The sequence below is a fragment of the Pseudomonas sp. GL_117 genome (assembly GCF_057835125.1).
This window is the reverse complement of the sequence record NZ_CM174418.1, coordinates 3,879,899-3,894,655: the sequence shown is the minus strand read 5'-3', so window position 1 is coordinate 3,894,655 and position 14,757 is coordinate 3,879,899. Positions and strand designations below refer to the sequence as shown.

14 protein-coding genes are annotated in these 14,757 nt (G+C 62.2%); 5 read left to right on the top strand and 9 right to left on the bottom strand.

Features of this window, described 5'->3' with window-relative positions:
- Positions 1 to 96: 96 nt before the first annotated feature.
- Both AC3ISR_RS17545 and AC3ISR_RS17540 read right to left on the bottom strand, forming a co-directional pair.
- Positions 97 to 834 carry an anti-sigma factor family protein gene (locus tag AC3ISR_RS17545; RefSeq protein WP_192296631.1) on the bottom strand — a complete coding sequence of 246 codons (738 nt, stop codon included), beginning with the start codon at positions 832 to 834 and terminating at the stop codon, positions 97 to 99.
- Complete coding sequence (locus tag AC3ISR_RS17540) at positions 831 to 1,337, bottom strand: sigma-70 family RNA polymerase sigma factor (RefSeq protein ID WP_192297222.1); 507 nt, start codon at positions 1,335 to 1,337, stop codon at positions 831 to 833. The genes AC3ISR_RS17545 and AC3ISR_RS17540 overlap by 4 nt, the downstream gene beginning before the upstream one ends.
- Before the next feature lie 172 nt (positions 1,338 to 1,509).
- On the opposite strand from AC3ISR_RS17540, the gene AC3ISR_RS17535 reads away from it, so the two are divergent.
- Positions 1,510 to 2,592: a catalase family peroxidase gene (locus AC3ISR_RS17535; protein WP_463983549.1), complete on the top strand. Its 1,083-nt coding sequence runs from the start codon at positions 1,510 to 1,512 to the stop codon at positions 2,590 to 2,592.
- Positions 2,589 to 3,134 (top strand): cytochrome b, encoded by a 546-nt coding sequence (locus AC3ISR_RS17530; protein ID WP_192296629.1) that lies wholly within the window; start codon positions 2,589 to 2,591, stop codon positions 3,132 to 3,134. The genes AC3ISR_RS17535 and AC3ISR_RS17530 overlap by 4 nt, the downstream gene beginning before the upstream one ends.
- On the opposite strand, the gene AC3ISR_RS17525 is transcribed toward AC3ISR_RS17530, so the two are convergent.
- A complete protein-coding gene (locus AC3ISR_RS17525) occupies positions 3,118 to 4,269 on the bottom strand; it encodes a M14 family metallopeptidase (RefSeq protein WP_192296628.1) in 1,152 nt (383 codons plus the stop codon). The genes AC3ISR_RS17530 and AC3ISR_RS17525 overlap by 17 nt on opposite strands.
- Before the next feature lie 101 nt (positions 4,270 to 4,370).
- Between AC3ISR_RS17525 and AC3ISR_RS17520 the strand changes: the two genes are divergently transcribed.
- A complete protein-coding gene (locus AC3ISR_RS17520; RefSeq protein ID WP_192296627.1) occupies positions 4,371 to 4,583 on the top strand; it encodes a hypothetical protein in 213 nt (70 codons plus the stop codon).
- 152 nt (positions 4,584 to 4,735) lie between these two features.
- Here AC3ISR_RS17520 and AC3ISR_RS17515 read toward each other — a convergent pair whose 3' ends face one another.
- A complete protein-coding gene (locus AC3ISR_RS17515; RefSeq protein WP_489324391.1) occupies positions 4,736 to 5,086 on the bottom strand; it encodes a DUF6124 family protein in 351 nt (116 codons plus the stop codon).
- Between the two features lie 131 nt (positions 5,087 to 5,217).
- Between AC3ISR_RS17515 and AC3ISR_RS17510 the strand changes: the two genes are divergently transcribed.
- On the top strand, positions 5,218 to 5,853 hold the full coding sequence (locus AC3ISR_RS17510; RefSeq protein WP_192296625.1) for a LexA family protein: 636 nt from the start codon (positions 5,218 to 5,220) through the stop codon (positions 5,851 to 5,853).
- On the opposite strand, the gene AC3ISR_RS17505 is transcribed toward AC3ISR_RS17510, so the two are convergent.
- The 4 genes from AC3ISR_RS17505 to AC3ISR_RS17490 are packed head-to-tail and all read right to left on the bottom strand — an operon-like array spanning position 5,850 to position 11,375.
- The gene (locus AC3ISR_RS17505; protein ID WP_463983551.1) at positions 5,850 to 7,775 is read right to left on the bottom strand and encodes an acetyl/propionyl/methylcrotonyl-CoA carboxylase subunit alpha; all 1,926 of its coding nucleotides are present in this window, start codon (positions 7,773 to 7,775) and stop codon (positions 5,850 to 5,852) included. The two genes, AC3ISR_RS17510 and AC3ISR_RS17505, sit on opposite strands and share 4 nt — an antisense overlap.
- The gene (locus tag AC3ISR_RS17500) at positions 7,772 to 8,578 is read right to left on the bottom strand and encodes a gamma-carboxygeranoyl-CoA hydratase (RefSeq protein WP_192296623.1); all 807 of its coding nucleotides are present in this window, start codon (positions 8,576 to 8,578) and stop codon (positions 7,772 to 7,774) included. The genes AC3ISR_RS17505 and AC3ISR_RS17500 overlap by 4 nt, the downstream gene beginning before the upstream one ends.
- Before the next feature lie 14 nt (positions 8,579 to 8,592).
- Positions 8,593 to 10,200: a carboxyl transferase domain-containing protein gene (locus tag AC3ISR_RS17495; protein WP_192296622.1), complete on the bottom strand. Its 1,608-nt coding sequence runs from the start codon at positions 10,198 to 10,200 to the stop codon at positions 8,593 to 8,595.
- Between the two features lie 11 nt (positions 10,201 to 10,211).
- Positions 10,212 to 11,375, bottom strand: coding sequence for an isovaleryl-CoA dehydrogenase (locus tag AC3ISR_RS17490; RefSeq protein ID WP_192296621.1), 1,164 nt, complete (start codon positions 11,373 to 11,375; stop codon positions 10,212 to 10,214).
- Between the two features lie 152 nt (positions 11,376 to 11,527).
- Between AC3ISR_RS17490 and AC3ISR_RS17485 the strand changes: the two genes are divergently transcribed.
- On the top strand, positions 11,528 to 13,171 hold the full coding sequence (locus AC3ISR_RS17485) for an AMP-binding protein (RefSeq protein ID WP_463983552.1): 1,644 nt from the start codon (positions 11,528 to 11,530) through the stop codon (positions 13,169 to 13,171).
- 673 nt (positions 13,172 to 13,844) lie between these two features.
- Here AC3ISR_RS17485 and AC3ISR_RS17480 read toward each other — a convergent pair.
- The gene (locus AC3ISR_RS17480; RefSeq protein ID WP_463983553.1) at positions 13,845 to 14,744 is read right to left on the bottom strand and encodes a hydroxymethylglutaryl-CoA lyase; all 900 of its coding nucleotides are present in this window, start codon (positions 14,742 to 14,744) and stop codon (positions 13,845 to 13,847) included.
- Positions 14,745 to 14,757: the final 13 nt, after the last annotated feature.

Sequence of the window (14,757 nt, the reverse complement as noted above, 5' to 3'; positions counted from 1 at the left end):
AATACAAAATGCGCTGGCCAGCGATCGCAAAAGCAGATGGCCAGCTCCCGCCGCCGGCCGGTATCGACTTGCGCAACGTGACTGTGGCGGGGGCTTCTAGAACTTCAGCAGTGCCGTGGTGGGTTCGCCCTCTGGGCTGACCATCGCATAGTTGTAGCCGCCGCCGGACCAGTACTCGGCCTGCAAGCCATCGGCGCTGCGGCTGCCACGGGGCAGGAAACCGTTGTCCGGGCCCGGTGGGCGAATATAGAAGCTGATGCGCCGACCTTGTTGATCCTCATACAACACCATCGCCGCCGCGCCTTGGTCGGTCGTGAGCAAACGCCCGCTGACCGCTGTGTAGCCGGCTGCGCTCAAGTCCGGCAGGCGGCTGGCTTGGCTGAAGTAGCGGTCGATCCAGGCTTGCATGCTGCCGCCGTCCTGCACGTGATAGTCGGCGGGCAGCACACCGTCCCTGGCAAACAAGCGATACGCCTGCATGGCGTCGGCCATGGGCAGCAGGGGCGTTTGCGTTGCTTCGCGGGCCTGCCAACCGCCGATGCCGCCGAGGCTGACGGCGAGCAACAGCAGCGCCGCCGTGGCGAAGTGTCGGCGGGTCTGGCGTTTGCGGCGTTGGCGGATCAGCGCCGGGTCCAGCGCGGGGTTGCTCGGCTGTTGCAGGGCTGCGCCGAGTGCGGCGCGCAGCAATTGTGCGTCCTGCTGCCAGGCGTGGACCTGGGCCGCGACGTCGGGGTGGGCGGCCAGCCAGGTGTCGAGGAGGCGCCGGTCACTGTCCGCCAATTGGTGGTCGACGTAGGCATGCAAATCGCGTTCGCTGGGGGGCAGGCTGATCATTTGAGTATCCGCAGGGAAGGGCTGGCAATTTCGCCATCGCTGAGTTGACGCAAGGCTTGGCGCGCGCGGGACAGACGCGACATCACGGTGCCGATGGGCACCTCCAGGATGTCGGCGACTTCCTTGTAGCTCAAGCCTTCGACCGAGACCCACAGCAGCAGGGCCCGCTGCTCGGTGTTGAGCAGGTCGAAGGCTTGCAGGGTGGATTGGGCGATCACCGTGCGTTCCACCGACGGCTGCGCCTCCTCGCGGCCGGTGAACAATTCGAGCATGCGCGCATAGCGTCGGGTGCGCCGGTGAGCGTCGAGGAACTGCCGGTAGAGGATCGAAAACAGCCACGCACGCAAATCGCCTTCGCTGCGCTTGCCGACCCAGCGGGTGAGCGCCCGTTCCAGGGTCGATTGCACCAGGTCGTCGGCGCTGCTGGCGTTACGGGTCAGGGACACGGCAAAGCGCCGTAGCCTGGGGATGAGTTCACGTAACGCTGCGTCGAGTTCATGCATGGAGTTCTGGCTGGTCATTGCGCTGGGACTAGAGAGACGTCCGGCGTTGGCGGTTATTCCCGGGGCCGGAAAATTAAGTCGTTGGCCAGGGAATAGAGGCGGTTGGTGTTCGTCCTAATGCTCCGACCTTATGTTCCATCCCCCCTGAGGCCCCTGGCCCTGGAGTTCCTTCATGGTAGATCACTCATCACCACCCCGTCCCCCGTTGAGTACGGCGAGCCTGATCGCGCGACTCGCCGGTATCGGTGCCGTGGTCGCGCTGGTGGCCGGGGCGTTTGCCTACGTCAACGGCACGCTCGACCCACAACGCCTGCGTCCGAAAACCTTGGTGAATGCCTTGGAAACCAACAACGGTGTGCACCCGGGTTTCCGGCGTAACCATGCCAAGGGCGTATGCGTTGCGGGTTATTTCGAAAGTAGCCCCGAGGCACGTGCCTATTCCAGCGCACAGGTATTCAGCGCGGCCAAGACTCCGGTCATCGGCCGTTTTGCCTTGCCCAGCGGCAACCCGTATGCGCCGGACGGCAGTGTGCCGATCCGCAGTTTTGCCGTGCAATTCACTCAGGCCAACGGCCAGCAATGGCGCACCGGGATGAACAGCATGCCGGTATTCCCGGTGGGTACGCCCGAGGCGTTTTACGCGCTGCTCAAGGCCGGCGCGCCGGACCCGGCTACCGGCAAGCCGAACCCGTCGAGCATGCCCGCATTTTTCGCCACGCATCCGGAGACGGCGGCGTTTCTGGCGTGGGTCAAGACGGCCAAGCCATCGGCCAGCTATGCGACCGAAACCTACAACGGGATCAATGCGTTTTATCTGGTGGACGCCGATGGCAAGCGCCAGGCCGTGCGTTGGGCAATGGTGCCGCTGAGTCAGGATGCAGCGGGTGATACCGCGCCGGCGGTGCCTGATTTTCTTGAGCAGGACCTGGTGCAGCGGCTAGGCGCCGGCCCCCTGCGTTGGCAGTTGAACATGGCCCTGGCCAACCCCGGCGACCCGCTGGACGACGCGAGCAAGACCTGGGCAGGCGCGCACAAGGTGCTGAACGCCGGGACGCTGGTGTTGCAGAGTAGCCAGCCGCAAGCGAACGGCGATTGTCGCGACATCAACTTCGACCCGCTGATTTTGCCCAGCGGTATCGAAGCCTCCAATGATCCGCTGTTGGCCGCACGTTCGGCGGCGTATGCCAGTTCATATCTGCGCCGTGCCGGTGAAGTCAGCCCGCTGCACCGTGCCCCTCAGGAGTCGAAGCCATGAATACTCAACCGCGGTTTTTTGCGCCATTGGCGCGCTTGCTGCACTGGCTGATGGCGCTGATGGTCATCGCCATGCTGTTTATCGGCGCGGGGCTGGCGGCGTCAGTGTCGCAGCGGCACGAATGGTTGATCCATCTGCATAAGCCGTTGGGGATAGCGATTCTGGCGCTGGTGATCGTGCGCTTGGTGGTGCGCTTTTCCACGCGCCAACCGCCGTTGCCTGCCGATCTGCCGATGTGGCAAGTGCTGGCAGCCAAGGCGTCCCACTGGGTGTTGTACGGGTTGATGCTGGTGTTGCCGCTGTTGGGCTGGGCGATGATCTCGGCCGCCGGCGACCCGGTGATGCTCGGCAGCTCGGTGCAATTGCCCGCGCTGGTGGCGGCAAATGCACCGTTGTTCGCGGTGCTGCGCAAGGCCCATGGCTTTCTCGCCTACCTGTTGTTCCTGACGGTGCTGTTGCACCTGGCGGCGGCGTTGTTCCACGGGCTGATCCGCCGCGATGGCGTGCTGCGCAGCATGACAGGCGTCAGCGCAAAACGCTGACGATGTCGGCGACGGTGCTCAACACGTCCTTGCCCAACTGCATCGAACGTTTGCCCGACCAGCCAGTGTGCGGGTTGGGCGCGTCGTCGTTGTCCTTGAACGGCATTTCCAGGGTCAGCGACAGGCAGTCGTACTTTTCCCCAACGGCATTGCAGGCCAGGGTCATGTTGGCTTCGCCCGGCAGGTCGCGGGTGTAGCCGTGGGTGGTCTGGAAGTCGCGGGTCAGGGCGCTCAGGTGACTGCGAAAGTGTTTTTCCAAGGCTTCTATACGCGGCGTGTAACCTGGGTTGCCTTCGCAGCCAGCGGTGAACACGTAGGGGATTTCTTCGTCGCCGTGGATGTCGAGGAACAGGTCGACGCCGTACTTCTCCATCTGTTGCTGGACGAAGAAGACTTCCGGGCTGAGTTCTTCGCTGGCGCTTTGCCAGGCTCGGTTGAGGTCCTGGCCCATGGCGTTGGTGCGCAAGTGGCCGTGGAATGCACCGTCAGGGTTCATGTTGGGCACCAGGTACAGGTCGGCGACTTTCAGCAGCTTTTTCAGCTCGCTGTCGCCGTCCTGTTGCAGGCGTTCGATGATGCCTTCCATGAACCATTCGGCCATGTGTTCGCCGGGATGTTGTTGGGCGATGATCCACACCTTGCGTCGGCCTTCGCCGCCTTTGCCACGGCGCAGCAACTGAATGTCGCGGCCTTCGACACTTTTTCCGGTGGCCAGCAACTGGGTGCCCGCACGGGTCAGGGCCTGTTCGATCAGCCAGTCGTGGCGCTCACGGCTGTAGGGTTCGAAATAGGCAAACCAGGCGTGTTTTTCACGGGTTTCGAGGCTGATGTGCAAGAGGTCGCCATCAAAACGCGTTGGCACGCGGAACCAGTTGATATGGTCGTAGGACGCCACGGCGTTGTAGCCGCTCCACGCGTGCTTATAGGAAGACTGGCTCGCGTTGCTCAGGCGGAAGGTGTGGGTGTGGCCCACGTGCATGCCTTCGGCCTTGAAGTGGAACCATTGGAAATGCGGGCTGCGGGTGTCGGGTTTGATGGCGAGCAACAACTGATAGGAATCGCTGGCGTCGAGCACCTGGATATTGCCACTGTCGAAGTCGGTGCTGATCCGGATGGAGGTCAAGGCCACGGTCATAGTCTGATTGCCTGAGTATGAGTGTTGTGGCAGGTATCTTACACAGGAGTCGGGCAAAATCTTGATGCAAAATTGTTGCATGGAGAAGGGGGGCGTCGTCCATGACGCCGCAGCAGCTTAGAATCTATGAGATTGATTCTCAAGCGCTAATTCGCAGAGATCCGACGCAGGGCGTTCGTTCGGCTTTCTTTTCGCGATGGTCTTTTGCTACCATGCGCGCCATCAAGCAACACACAGTCTTCATTAGCCTGAAGCCATGCCAGGGAAACTGGCAAAAAAAAGACCCGGCCAAAGAGCCGGGTCAAAAACCGTGATTAGCCTGATGAGGAGATATTCCAAGAGTCCGACCTAAGGTCCCTTGGTCTATCGACTGATCTCGCGATCAGCTGGGTCCAATAATAATCATTATCATTTGCAAGTCAAATGTTTTTATCCGTGGGATAGAAATATTTTTCCCGCGTGCCCGCTAAACGTTCGCCTGGGCTTCTGGCACCTGCAACGACCGCTCCACCATCGCCTTTGCCATATCAATCAAATACACCACTGAAAACGCCAGGTCCCGCTGGTTGCCTTGATGGCTGTTCGCCGATTCATACGCGGTGGCGGCCGCACTGCGCAGCAAGTCCGAGGCATGCACCAGTGCTTCCTCCTGGCTGATGCCGGATTTGACGCGGAACAGGATGTCGTCCTGGATCGATGTCGACATATCTTCTTTCAAGTAATAGTCCAGCGCGCGCTGGGCGGCGCCGCTGCTGCGCATGTCCAGCGGGTCGTCGGTTTCGGTTGTGTCGGGCAGTGAATACTGGCTTGTCGTCATAAGGGGCGGTACTCCGTGTGGGGGTCGAAAACCTTATGTCCGATGATAGTACGTATCGTATTTATGTCGTTTTATGGATTACTACAAACTGTTTATTGCCCTGGAATATGCCTGCCGTATGCTCAGGCCCCATGGATAAATGGATAGCGTTGGTCAAAGCCAACATGGAAGACGCCAAGGTCTCCCAAACCGAACTGGCCAAGCGCCTGGGCATGAGCCAGGGGGGCGTCGGCCACTGGTTGACGAAGCGTCGCACGCCGCGCGTGGCAGATATGAATCGGGTGCTGGCCGAGCTGGGCCTGGGTGACCTGGAGGTGACGCTGCACATTCGCGAACGCAGCGCTGAAGCGCCGGCCGCGACCGGCAAGTACAACCCGTATTTCCGCTACCCGGTCAGCGATTGGAAAGGCCTGTGTGAAGTGCGCGAGGAGCGCGGGACCTATGCCGCGCCACGCTTCGAACCGACGGATTACCACGCCCGGGGCGCTGCCTTCTGGCTGCCGGTCACGGGCGACGCCATGACCGCGCCCAGCGGCTTGAGCATCAGCGCGGGCATGCTGATCCTGGTGGACCCGGCCATCACCGCCGAACCGGGCAAGCTGGTGGTCGCACAATGGGCCGACAGCCCCCAGGCCACCTTCCGTCAGTTGGTGCAAGAGAGCGGCCAGTTGTACCTGGTGCCGCTCAATCCCACCTATCCCAAGCAGCTGTTCAGCGCGGATTGCCGCATCCTGGGCGTGGTGGTGCAGGCCACGGTGAAGTTTTAGTCCGCCGTGGCGAGCTCCACCAGCGCGCAACCTTCGGCAACCATTTCGCCTTCTTCGCAGAACAGTGCCTTGATCACCCCGGCCTGGGGCGCGCGGATGCTGTGTTCCATCTTCATCGCCTCCAGCACCACCAATTGCGTGCCAGCCTCGACGGTTTGGCCGACCTCCACCAGCACCCGCACGATACTTCCGTTCATCGGCGCCGTGAGGCCGCCCTGGTGCGACTGACCGGCTTCGACCGCCGCAATCGGGTCAAACAGGTTGACCGCATGCATCTCGCCGTCCCAGCGCAGGTACAGGGTGTCGGCGCTGCGTACGGCCAGATGGGCGCGCCGCACGCCCTGGTGTTCGATCAGCAACTGTTCGCCGCTTAACTGCGGCGCGTCTGTCGCCAGTGTCACCAGCCGATCCTGGCCATTGCTGCTCAAATGCAGGGAGACCTCGGCCGGCAGCCCGGCACGAAAGCCGCGAGTGTCGGCCCACGGCCCATCAGCCTTGGGCAGGCTCTGCATGAAGGCCGCGCCGGCCGCCTGCCAGAATGCATCGCTCAACTCGCCTGGCTCCGGTAGCAGTGCATCCTGATAACGCGGGATAAACCCGGTATCCAACTGCGCCGCGGCAAACGCCGGATGGCCGATGATGCGTCGCAAAAAGCCCAGGTTGGTCTTGAGCCCGCCGACGGCAAATTCATCGAGCATGCTCAACAAGCGCAGGCGCGCCTGTTCACGGTCTTCGCCCCAGGCAATCAGCTTGCCGAGCATCGGATCGTAGAACGGCGACACGCTGTCGCCTTGGGCGACGCCGCTGTCTACCCGGCGCCCAGGGCCTGGTGCGGATTCGCGGTACAGCGCCAGGTGGCCGGTGGCCGGCAGGAAATCATTGGCCGGGTCTTCGGCATACAGCCGCACTTCAATGGCATGCCCGATCAGCGGCACCTGTTCCTGGGTGATGGGCAGCGCTTCGCCCTGGGCGACGCGAATCTGCCAGGCCACCAGATCGAGGCCGGTGATCGCTTCGGTCACCGGATGTTCCACTTGCAGGCGCGTGTTCATCTCCATGAAGAAGAACTCGCCGCGCGCATCCAGCAGAAACTCCACGGTGCCAGCCCCCACGTAGCCGATGGCCTGGGCCGCACGCACCGCCGCTTCGCCCATGGCCTTGCGCTGTTCAACACTCAGGCCCGGCGCCGGGGCTTCCTCGACGACCTTTTGATGGCGTCGCTGGATCGAGCAGTCGCGCTCGTTGAGGTACAGGCAATGCCCATGCTGATCGGCAAACACCTGGATCTCCACGTGGCGTGGCTTGAGCAGGTATTTCTCGACCAACATCTGCCCATTGCCGAACGACGACAAGGCCTCCCGCTGGGCGGAGGCGAGGGCGTCGGCGAGCCCGCTGACGTCCTCGACCACTTTCATGCCCTTGCCGCCACCGCCGGCAGTGGCCTTGAGCAATACCGGGTAGCCGATGCGCTCGCACGCGTCGCGGAAGGTCTCCAGGTCCTGGGCGGCGCCGTGATAGCCCGGCACCAGCGGCACGCCGGCGGTTTCCATCAGCGCCTTGGCGGCGGATTTGCTACCCATCGCATCAATGGCCGAGGCGGGCGGGCCGAGAAAGATCAGGCCTGCGGCCTCAATCGCACGGGCAAATGCGGCGTTTTCCGACAAGAAGCCATAGCCCGGATGAATCGCCTGGGCGCCGCTGGCCTGGGCGGCGGCGATCAGTTTGTCGATCTGCAGGTAACTCTCGGTGGCCTTGCTGCCGCCCAGGTCGACCCGAATATCCGCCTCGCGACTATGCCGCGCATCGCGGTCGGTGGCGCTGTGCACGGCCACGGTGGTCAGGCCCATGGCCTTGGCGGTACGCATGACGCGGCAGGCAATTTCACCGCGATTGGCCACTAGTACGGTGGTCAATGGACTCATGGGCGCGGCTCCTGTGCTTGCCAGCTGGGCGGACGTTTTTGCAGGAAGGCACGCAAGCCTTCCTGGCCCTCGGCACTCACGCGAATCCGTGCGATGGCGTTTTCGCAATAGCGCCGCAACGCCGGGGTGAGGGCGCCGTTGCCCACTTCACGCAGCAAATCCTTGCTGGCGCGCATTGCCGCCGGGCTGTTTTGCAACAGATTGGTGATCCACAGTTCGACATGCAGGTCGAGGTCGGCCACCGGATAACTTTCCGCCAGCAGGCCGATTTCCCGCGCGCGCTGGCCGCCAAAGCGTTCGGCCGTGAGGGCGTAGCGCCGCGCCGCACGTTCGCCGATGGCCTGGACCACGAATGGGCTGATCACCGCGGGGGCCAGACCGATGCGCACTTCCGACAGGCAGAACTGCGCATCATCGGCGCCAATCGCCATGTCGCAGCAACTGATCAGGCCCAGCGCGCCGCCGTAGGCCGCGCCTTGCACCACCGCCAGGGTCGGGATCTTCAGCTTGGCCAGGTTGTACATCAGCTCCGCCAGTTCGCGGGCGTCGTCCAGGTTGGTGTGGTAATCCAGTTCGGCTGACTGCTGCATCCAGGCCAGGTCGGCGCCTGCGCTGAAATGCCTGCCGCGCCCGCGCAACACCAGGAAGCGCAGGGTTGGATCGCCCTGTACCCGGTCGAGGGCGATGATCAGTTCGCGGATCATCTCGGCGTTGAACGCGTTGTTCTTGGCTTCACGACTGAGCCACAGCGTGGCGAAACCACGGCTGTCGGTGATCAGTTCGAGGGTATTGAAATCGCTCATGGGTACAGCTCCATTTACATGCGGAACACGCCGAAGCGGCTCGGCTCGATGGGGGCATTCAACGCAGCAGAGAGGGCCAGGGCCAGCACGTCGCGGGTTTGCAACGGGTCGATGACACCGTCGTCCCACAGGCGTGCGCTGGAATAGTAGGGGTGGCCCTGGGTTTCATACTGGTCGAGGATCGGCTGCTTGATCGCTCGTTCTTCCTCGGCACTGAAGGCGTTGCCGGCCCGTTCGGCCTGCTCGCGCTTGACCTGCACCAGCACCCCGGCGGCCTGTTCGGCGCCCATCACGCCAATGCGGGCGTTCGGCCACATCCACAGGAACCGTGGGTCATACGCGCGGCCGCACATGCCGTAGTTACCCGCACCAAAGCTGCCGCCGATGATTACCGTGAACTTCGGCACCTTGGCGCAGGCTACCGCCGTGACCAGCTTGGCGCCGTGCTTGGCGATGCCGCCGGCTTCGTATTTCTGGCCAACCATGAAACCGGTGATGTTCTGCAAAAACAGCAGCGGAATGCCGCGCTGGCAGGCCAGCTCGATAAAGTGCGCGCCTTTTTGCGCGGCTTCGGCGAACAGGATGCCGTTGTTCGCCAGGATCGCTATCGGGTAGCCGTGCAGGTGCGCAAAGCCGCACACCAGGGTGGTGCCGAACAGCGCCTTGAACTCGTCGAACACCGAGCCGTCCACCAGCCGTGCGATCACTTCGCGCACGTCGAACGGTTGCTTGGCATCGGCGGGGATCACGCCATACAGCTCCTCGCCGCTGTACAACGGCGCTACGGGCGTGCGTTGCAGCAATTCGCCCTGTTTGCGCCAGTTGAGGTTGGCCACGCTGCGCCGGGCCAGCGCAAGGGCGTGTTCGTCGTTGTCGGCGTAGTGGTCGGCCACCCCGGAAATCTTGCAGTGCACATCGGCGCCGCCGAGGTCTTCGGCACTCACCACTTCACCCGTGGCGGCCTTTACCAACGGAGGGCCGGCGAGAAAGATAGTGGCTTGCTGGCGCACCATGATCGCTTCGTCTGCCATGGCCGGCACATACGCGCCGCCGGCGGTGCACGAGCCCATCACTACGGCGATCTGCGGGATGCCCTGGGCGCTCATGTTGGCCTGGTTGAAGAAGATCCGCCCGAAGTGCTCGCGGTCAGGGAACACTTCATCCTGACGCGGCAGGTTGGCGCCGCCGGAGTCCACCAGGTAGATGCACGGCAGGCGGTTTTGCTCGGCGATGGTTTGGGCGCGCAGGTGTTTTTTCACCGTGAGCGGGTAGTACGAGCCGCCTTTCACCGTGGCATCGTTGGCGACGATCATGCATTCGACGCCCTCCACGCGGCCGATCCCGGCAATCACGCCGGCGGCGGGTACGTCCTCGCCATACACCTGATGGGCGGCGAGTTGGCTGAGTTCGAGGAAGGGCGAGCCTGGGTCGAGCAGGCGGTTGATGCGCTCGCGCGGCAGCAGTTTGCCGCGAGAGGTGTGCCGCTCCTGGGCTTGCGCGCCGCCGCCTTGTCTGACGTGGGCGAGCAGGGTGTGCAGGGCATCGACCTGCTGGCGCATCGCCGCGTTGTTGGCGGCAAATTCCGCCGAGCGCGGGTTGAGCTGGGTATGCAAGGTGGCCATGGCGCGCTCCCTCAGCGGGTTTCGTTGAACAGTTCGCGGCCGATCAGCATCCGGCGGATCTCACTGGTGCCGGCGCCGATTTCGTACAGCTTGGCGTCGCGCAGCAGGCGGCCGGCGGGGAATTCGTTGATGTAGCCGTTGCCGCCGAGGATCTGGATCGCGTCGAGGGCCATCTGCGTGGCGCGTTCGGCGCTGTAGAGGATCACGCCGGCGGCGTCCTTGCGCGTGGTCTCGCCACGCTCGCAGGCCTGGGCCACGGCATAAAGGTAGGCACGGCTGGCATTGAGTTGGGTGTACATGTCGGCGACCTTGCCCTGGATCAGCTGGAATTCACCGATGCTCTGGCCGAACTGCTTGCGGTCGTGGATGTAGGGCACGATCAGGTCCATGCACGCTTGCATGATCCCGGTGGGGCCGCCGGACAGCACTACGCGTTCGTAGTCCAGGCCGCTCATCAGCACTTTCACCCCGCCGTTGAGTACGCCGAGGATGTTTTCCTCGGGCACCGCGACGTCATCGAAAAACAGCTCGCAGGTGTTGGAGCCGCGCATGCCCAGCTTGTCGAATTTGTTGCTGCGGCTGAAACCCTTCCAGTCGCGCTCGACGATAAATGCGGTGATGCCGTGGGCACCCTTTTCCAGGTCGGTCTTGGCGTAGATCACGTAGGTGTTGGCGTCGGGGCCGTTGGTGATCCAGGTCTTGCTGCCGTTGAGCACGTAGTGGTCACCGCGCTTGTCGGCGCGCAGTTTCATCGAGACCACGTCGGAGCCGGCGTTCGGTTCGCTCATGGCCAGGGCGCCGACGTGTTCGCCGCTGATCAGTTGGGGCAGGTACTTGAGTTTCTGCGCGTGATTGCCGTTGCGGTTGATCTGGTTCACACACAGGTTGGAATGGGCGCCGTAGGACAACGCCACCGAAGCCGAGCCGCGGCTGATCTCTTCCATGGCCACCACGTGGGCCAGATAGCCCAGGCCAGCGCCGCCGTATTCTTCCGGGACGGTGATGCCAAGCAGGCCCATGTCGCCGAACTTGCGCCACAGGTCGGCGGGGAACAGGTTGTCACTGTCGATTTGTGCCGCGCGGGGGGCGATTTCCTTGGCGACGAAGGACTGCACCTGGTCGCGCAGCATGTCGATGGTTTCGCCGAGGGCGAAGTTCAGGGACGGGTAACTCATGGACAGGCACCTTAATGTGAGCGTTGTTTTTGTGTGGGTTCAACGCCGGGAGGAGGGCGCTCACCTTTACGTTAACGTAAGCTTGCGTTAAGGCGCTGTCAATCGTAGTTTACGTAAACGTCAACCTAACAAAAAAGACAATAGGGGTCGTTATGGAACAACCGAATCTGAGCTACAGCCGCGGTTCTCAGGACAAGACCTTGTTGGCCATGACGATTGGCCAGGCCTTTGATCAAACCGCTGCACAGTTTCCCGATGGCGAAGCCCTGGTAGTGCGCCATCAACAACGTCGCTACACCTGGCGCCTACTCGCTGAAACCGTTGACCTGCACGCCCGGGCCTTCCTCGCCCTGGGCATGCAGACCGGCGACCGCCTGGGGATCTGGGCGCCCAATTGCGCCGAGTGGTGCATCAGCCAGATCGCCAGCGCCAAGCTGGGCGTGATCCTGGTCAACATCAACCCGGCCTATCGCAGTAGCGAGTTGGAATACGTGCTCAAGCAATCCGGCTGTCAGTGGCTGGTGTGCGCCGGGGCGTTCAAGACCTCCGATTACCACGGGATGCTGCAGGATTTGAAGCCGGACCTGCGTGGCATGATCAGTCTCGACCCCAGCCCGCCGTCGGGATTCCTGCCGTGGTCGCAGTTGGCGGCGCTCGGGGCAGGTATCCCGCCCGAACAGTTGCACTCTCGCCAGGCCAGCCTGCGCTTCGATCAGGCCGTGAATATCCAGTACACCTCCGGCACCACCGGTTTTCCCAAGGGTGCCACCCTCAGTCACCACAACATCCTCAATAATGGCTACATGGTCGGCGAAAGCCTGGGCCTGACCGCGCAGGATCGCCTGGTGATCCCTGTGCCGCTGTATCACTGTTTCGGCATGGTCATGGGCAACCTGGGCTGCATCACCCATGGCACCACCATGATCTACCCGAATGATGGCTTCGACCCGCTGTTGACCCTGACTGCCGTCGCCGAAGAACGTGCCACCGGCTTGTATGGCGTGCCCACCATGTTCATCGCCATGCTCGATCATCCGCAGCTTGGCGACTTTGATCTGTCCACCCTGCGCACCGGCATCATGGCCGGCGCCACCTGCCCCATCGAAGTGATGCGCCGGGTGATCAGCGAGATGCACATGAGCGAGGTGCAGATAGCCTACGGCATGACTGAAACCAGCCCGGTGTCTTTGCAAACCGGTGCGGATGACGACCTGGAGCGCCGCGTGACCACGGTTGGCCGCACCCAGCCACAACTGGAAAGCAAGATCATCGACGCCGACGGCAACACGGTTGCGCGCGGTGAGATCGGCGAACTCTGCACCCGTGGCTACAGCGTCATGCTCGGCTACTGGCACAATCCCGACGCCACCCGCGAAGCGATCGACGACGCTGGCTGGATGCACACCGGCGACCTGGCAAGCATGGACGCCCACGGCTACGTGTGCATCGCCGGGCGCAACAAGGACATGATCATTCGTGGCGGAGAGAACGTGTATCCGCGTGAGCTTGAGGAGTTTTTCTTCACCCATCCGGCGGTGGCAGACGTGCAGGTCATCGGCATTCCCGACGAGCGATACGGCGAAGAGATCGTCGCTTGGGTCAAGTTTCATCCCGGCCATGTGGCCAACGCGCTGGAGCTGCAAACCTGGTGCAAGGGCCGCATTGCGCACTTCAAGACGCCCAGGCATTTCAAATTCGTGGATGAGTTTCCGATGACGGTGACGGGCAAGATCCAGAAATTCCGGATGCGCGAGATTTCGATGCAAGAGTTGCGCATGCAGCCCCCGTCACAGTGAGGCTCAATGTGGGAGCTGGCTTGCCTGCGATAGCGGTCTGTCAGTTACAGGTGTGTTGCCTGATCCGCCGCTTTCGCGGGCAAGCCCGCTCCCACATTTTGAATAGCGCGGTGTCAGGCAAATCGCTGAATCGCAGAAAGCACAAAGGGGACCCAAAGGTCCCCTTTAATTTGTCGTTACGTGCTCTTTTTTTATTATTGAGGGGCGGTCTATTGTTGTTTTTGGTAACCGTTACCCTTTACCGCTGTTTTTGGCGACCCCCATCCGGGGTCAAGAGCAAACGTATTTTTTTGAGCGCTGATCTGCTTCTTCGTACGCGATCCAACCAGTGGGTAGCTACCTGAAGGTAGTTTTATTGTTCTCTACTGGTCGCGGGTTTCGGCGATGCCGTTCCCTGCGAAGCACATCTTCTCCAAAAAAATCTGTTAGCTGCGTCTCTGCCGTGTTGTTTTTGTTATGTCAGAGTCGTTTCGTCTTATTTTTATTAGGTTTGGCGCTTTTTATTCTTGTTATGCCATAGAGATAGCAGGAGCCGTGCCAACTTTTAAAAATCCTTTAAAATCAATGACTTGGTTTTTTGTGTGGGCAACAGCCTACGGCTAATGCGACAAAATATGTTCCCGTGTTACTCGATGTGTAGTCGGGCGGTAACACATTGTCACGGCTACGCTACTCAACTGGCCCTACGCGCCTTGGCTACTCGCGACCCCGTCGGCCGACCCAGCACGTGGCTGATTTGCTCACCCGCGCGAATCAATGCCTGCAGGTCGATACCGGTGTCGATACCCAGGCCGTTGAGCAGGTACAGCACATCTTCGGTGGCGACGTTACCACTGGCGCCCTTGGCGTAGGGGCAGCCACCGAGGCCCGCGATAGAGCTGTCGAACACATGGACCCCTTCCAGCAGGCTGGCGTAGATGTTCGCGACAGCCTGCCCATAGGTGTCATGGAAATGCCCGGCCAGCTTGTCCCGTGGCACCTGCGCGCCGACCACCTCGAACAACCGCCGCGTGGCCCCCGCCGTGCCGTTGCCGATGGTGTCGCCCAGGGACACCTCGTAGCAGCCCATGGCATACAACTCCCGTGCGACCGCGGCGACTTGCTCCGGCGCAATCTCGCCCTCGTAAGGGCAGCCCAGCACGCACGACACATAACCACGCACGCTGATGCCGTGCTGTTTGGCCGCGGCCATGATCGGCGCGAAACGTTCCAGGCTCTCGCTGATGGAACAGTTGATATTGCGCTGGGAAAACGCCTCGGATGCCGCCGCGAACACTGCGACTTCCTTCACCCCTGCGGCCAGCGCATCGTCAAAACCACGCAGGTTCGGCGCTAGCGCGCCGTAGGTTACGCCGGGCTTGCGCTGGATCTGCGCGAACACCTCGGCCGACCCGGCCATCTGCGGCACCCATTTGGGCGAGACAAAGCTGCCGACTTCGATATAGCTCAAGCCTGCGGCGCTTAACGCGTCCACCAGTTGGACCTTGTCAGCCACGCTGATCGGCTGGGCTTCATTCTGCAAACCGTCGCGCGGGCCGACTTCCACCAGGCGCACATGGGAGGGGAGGGACATGGCAGTTACCTTC

Bases quoted from the DNA above. Each gene is read 5' to 3' on its own strand.
- AC3ISR_RS17545 (WP_192296631.1), bottom strand. From the start codon at position 834: ATGATCAGCCTGCCCCCCAGCGAACGCGATTTGCATGCCTACGTCGAC.
- AC3ISR_RS17540 (WP_192297222.1), bottom strand. From the start codon at position 1,337: ATGCATGAACTCGACGCAGCGTTACGTGAACTCATCCCCAGGCTACGG.
- AC3ISR_RS17535 (WP_463983549.1), top strand. From the start codon at position 1,510: ATGGTAGATCACTCATCACCACCCCGTCCCCCGTTGAGTACGGCGAGC.
- AC3ISR_RS17530 (WP_192296629.1), top strand. From the start codon at position 2,589: ATGAATACTCAACCGCGGTTTTTTGCGCCATTGGCGCGCTTGCTGCAC.
- AC3ISR_RS17525 (WP_192296628.1), bottom strand. From the start codon at position 4,269: ATGACCGTGGCCTTGACCTCCATCCGGATCAGCACCGACTTCGACAGT.
- AC3ISR_RS17520 (WP_192296627.1), top strand. From the start codon at position 4,371: ATGACGCCGCAGCAGCTTAGAATCTATGAGATTGATTCTCAAGCGCTA.
- AC3ISR_RS17515 (WP_489324391.1), bottom strand. From the start codon at position 5,086: ATGACGACAAGCCAGTATTCACTGCCCGACACAACCGAAACCGACGAC.
- AC3ISR_RS17510 (WP_192296625.1), top strand. From the start codon at position 5,218: ATGGATAAATGGATAGCGTTGGTCAAAGCCAACATGGAAGACGCCAAG.
- AC3ISR_RS17505 (WP_463983551.1), bottom strand. From the start codon at position 7,775: ATGAGTCCATTGACCACCGTACTAGTGGCCAATCGCGGTGAAATTGCC.
- AC3ISR_RS17500 (WP_192296623.1), bottom strand. From the start codon at position 8,578: ATGAGCGATTTCAATACCCTCGAACTGATCACCGACAGCCGTGGTTTC.
- AC3ISR_RS17495 (WP_192296622.1), bottom strand. From the start codon at position 10,200: ATGGCCACCTTGCATACCCAGCTCAACCCGCGCTCGGCGGAATTTGCC.
- AC3ISR_RS17490 (WP_192296621.1), bottom strand. From the start codon at position 11,375: ATGAGTTACCCGTCCCTGAACTTCGCCCTCGGCGAAACCATCGACATG.
- AC3ISR_RS17485 (WP_463983552.1), top strand. From the start codon at position 11,528: ATGGAACAACCGAATCTGAGCTACAGCCGCGGTTCTCAGGACAAGACC.
- AC3ISR_RS17480 (WP_463983553.1), bottom strand. From the start codon at position 14,744: ATGTCCCTCCCCTCCCATGTGCGCCTGGTGGAAGTCGGCCCGCGCGAC.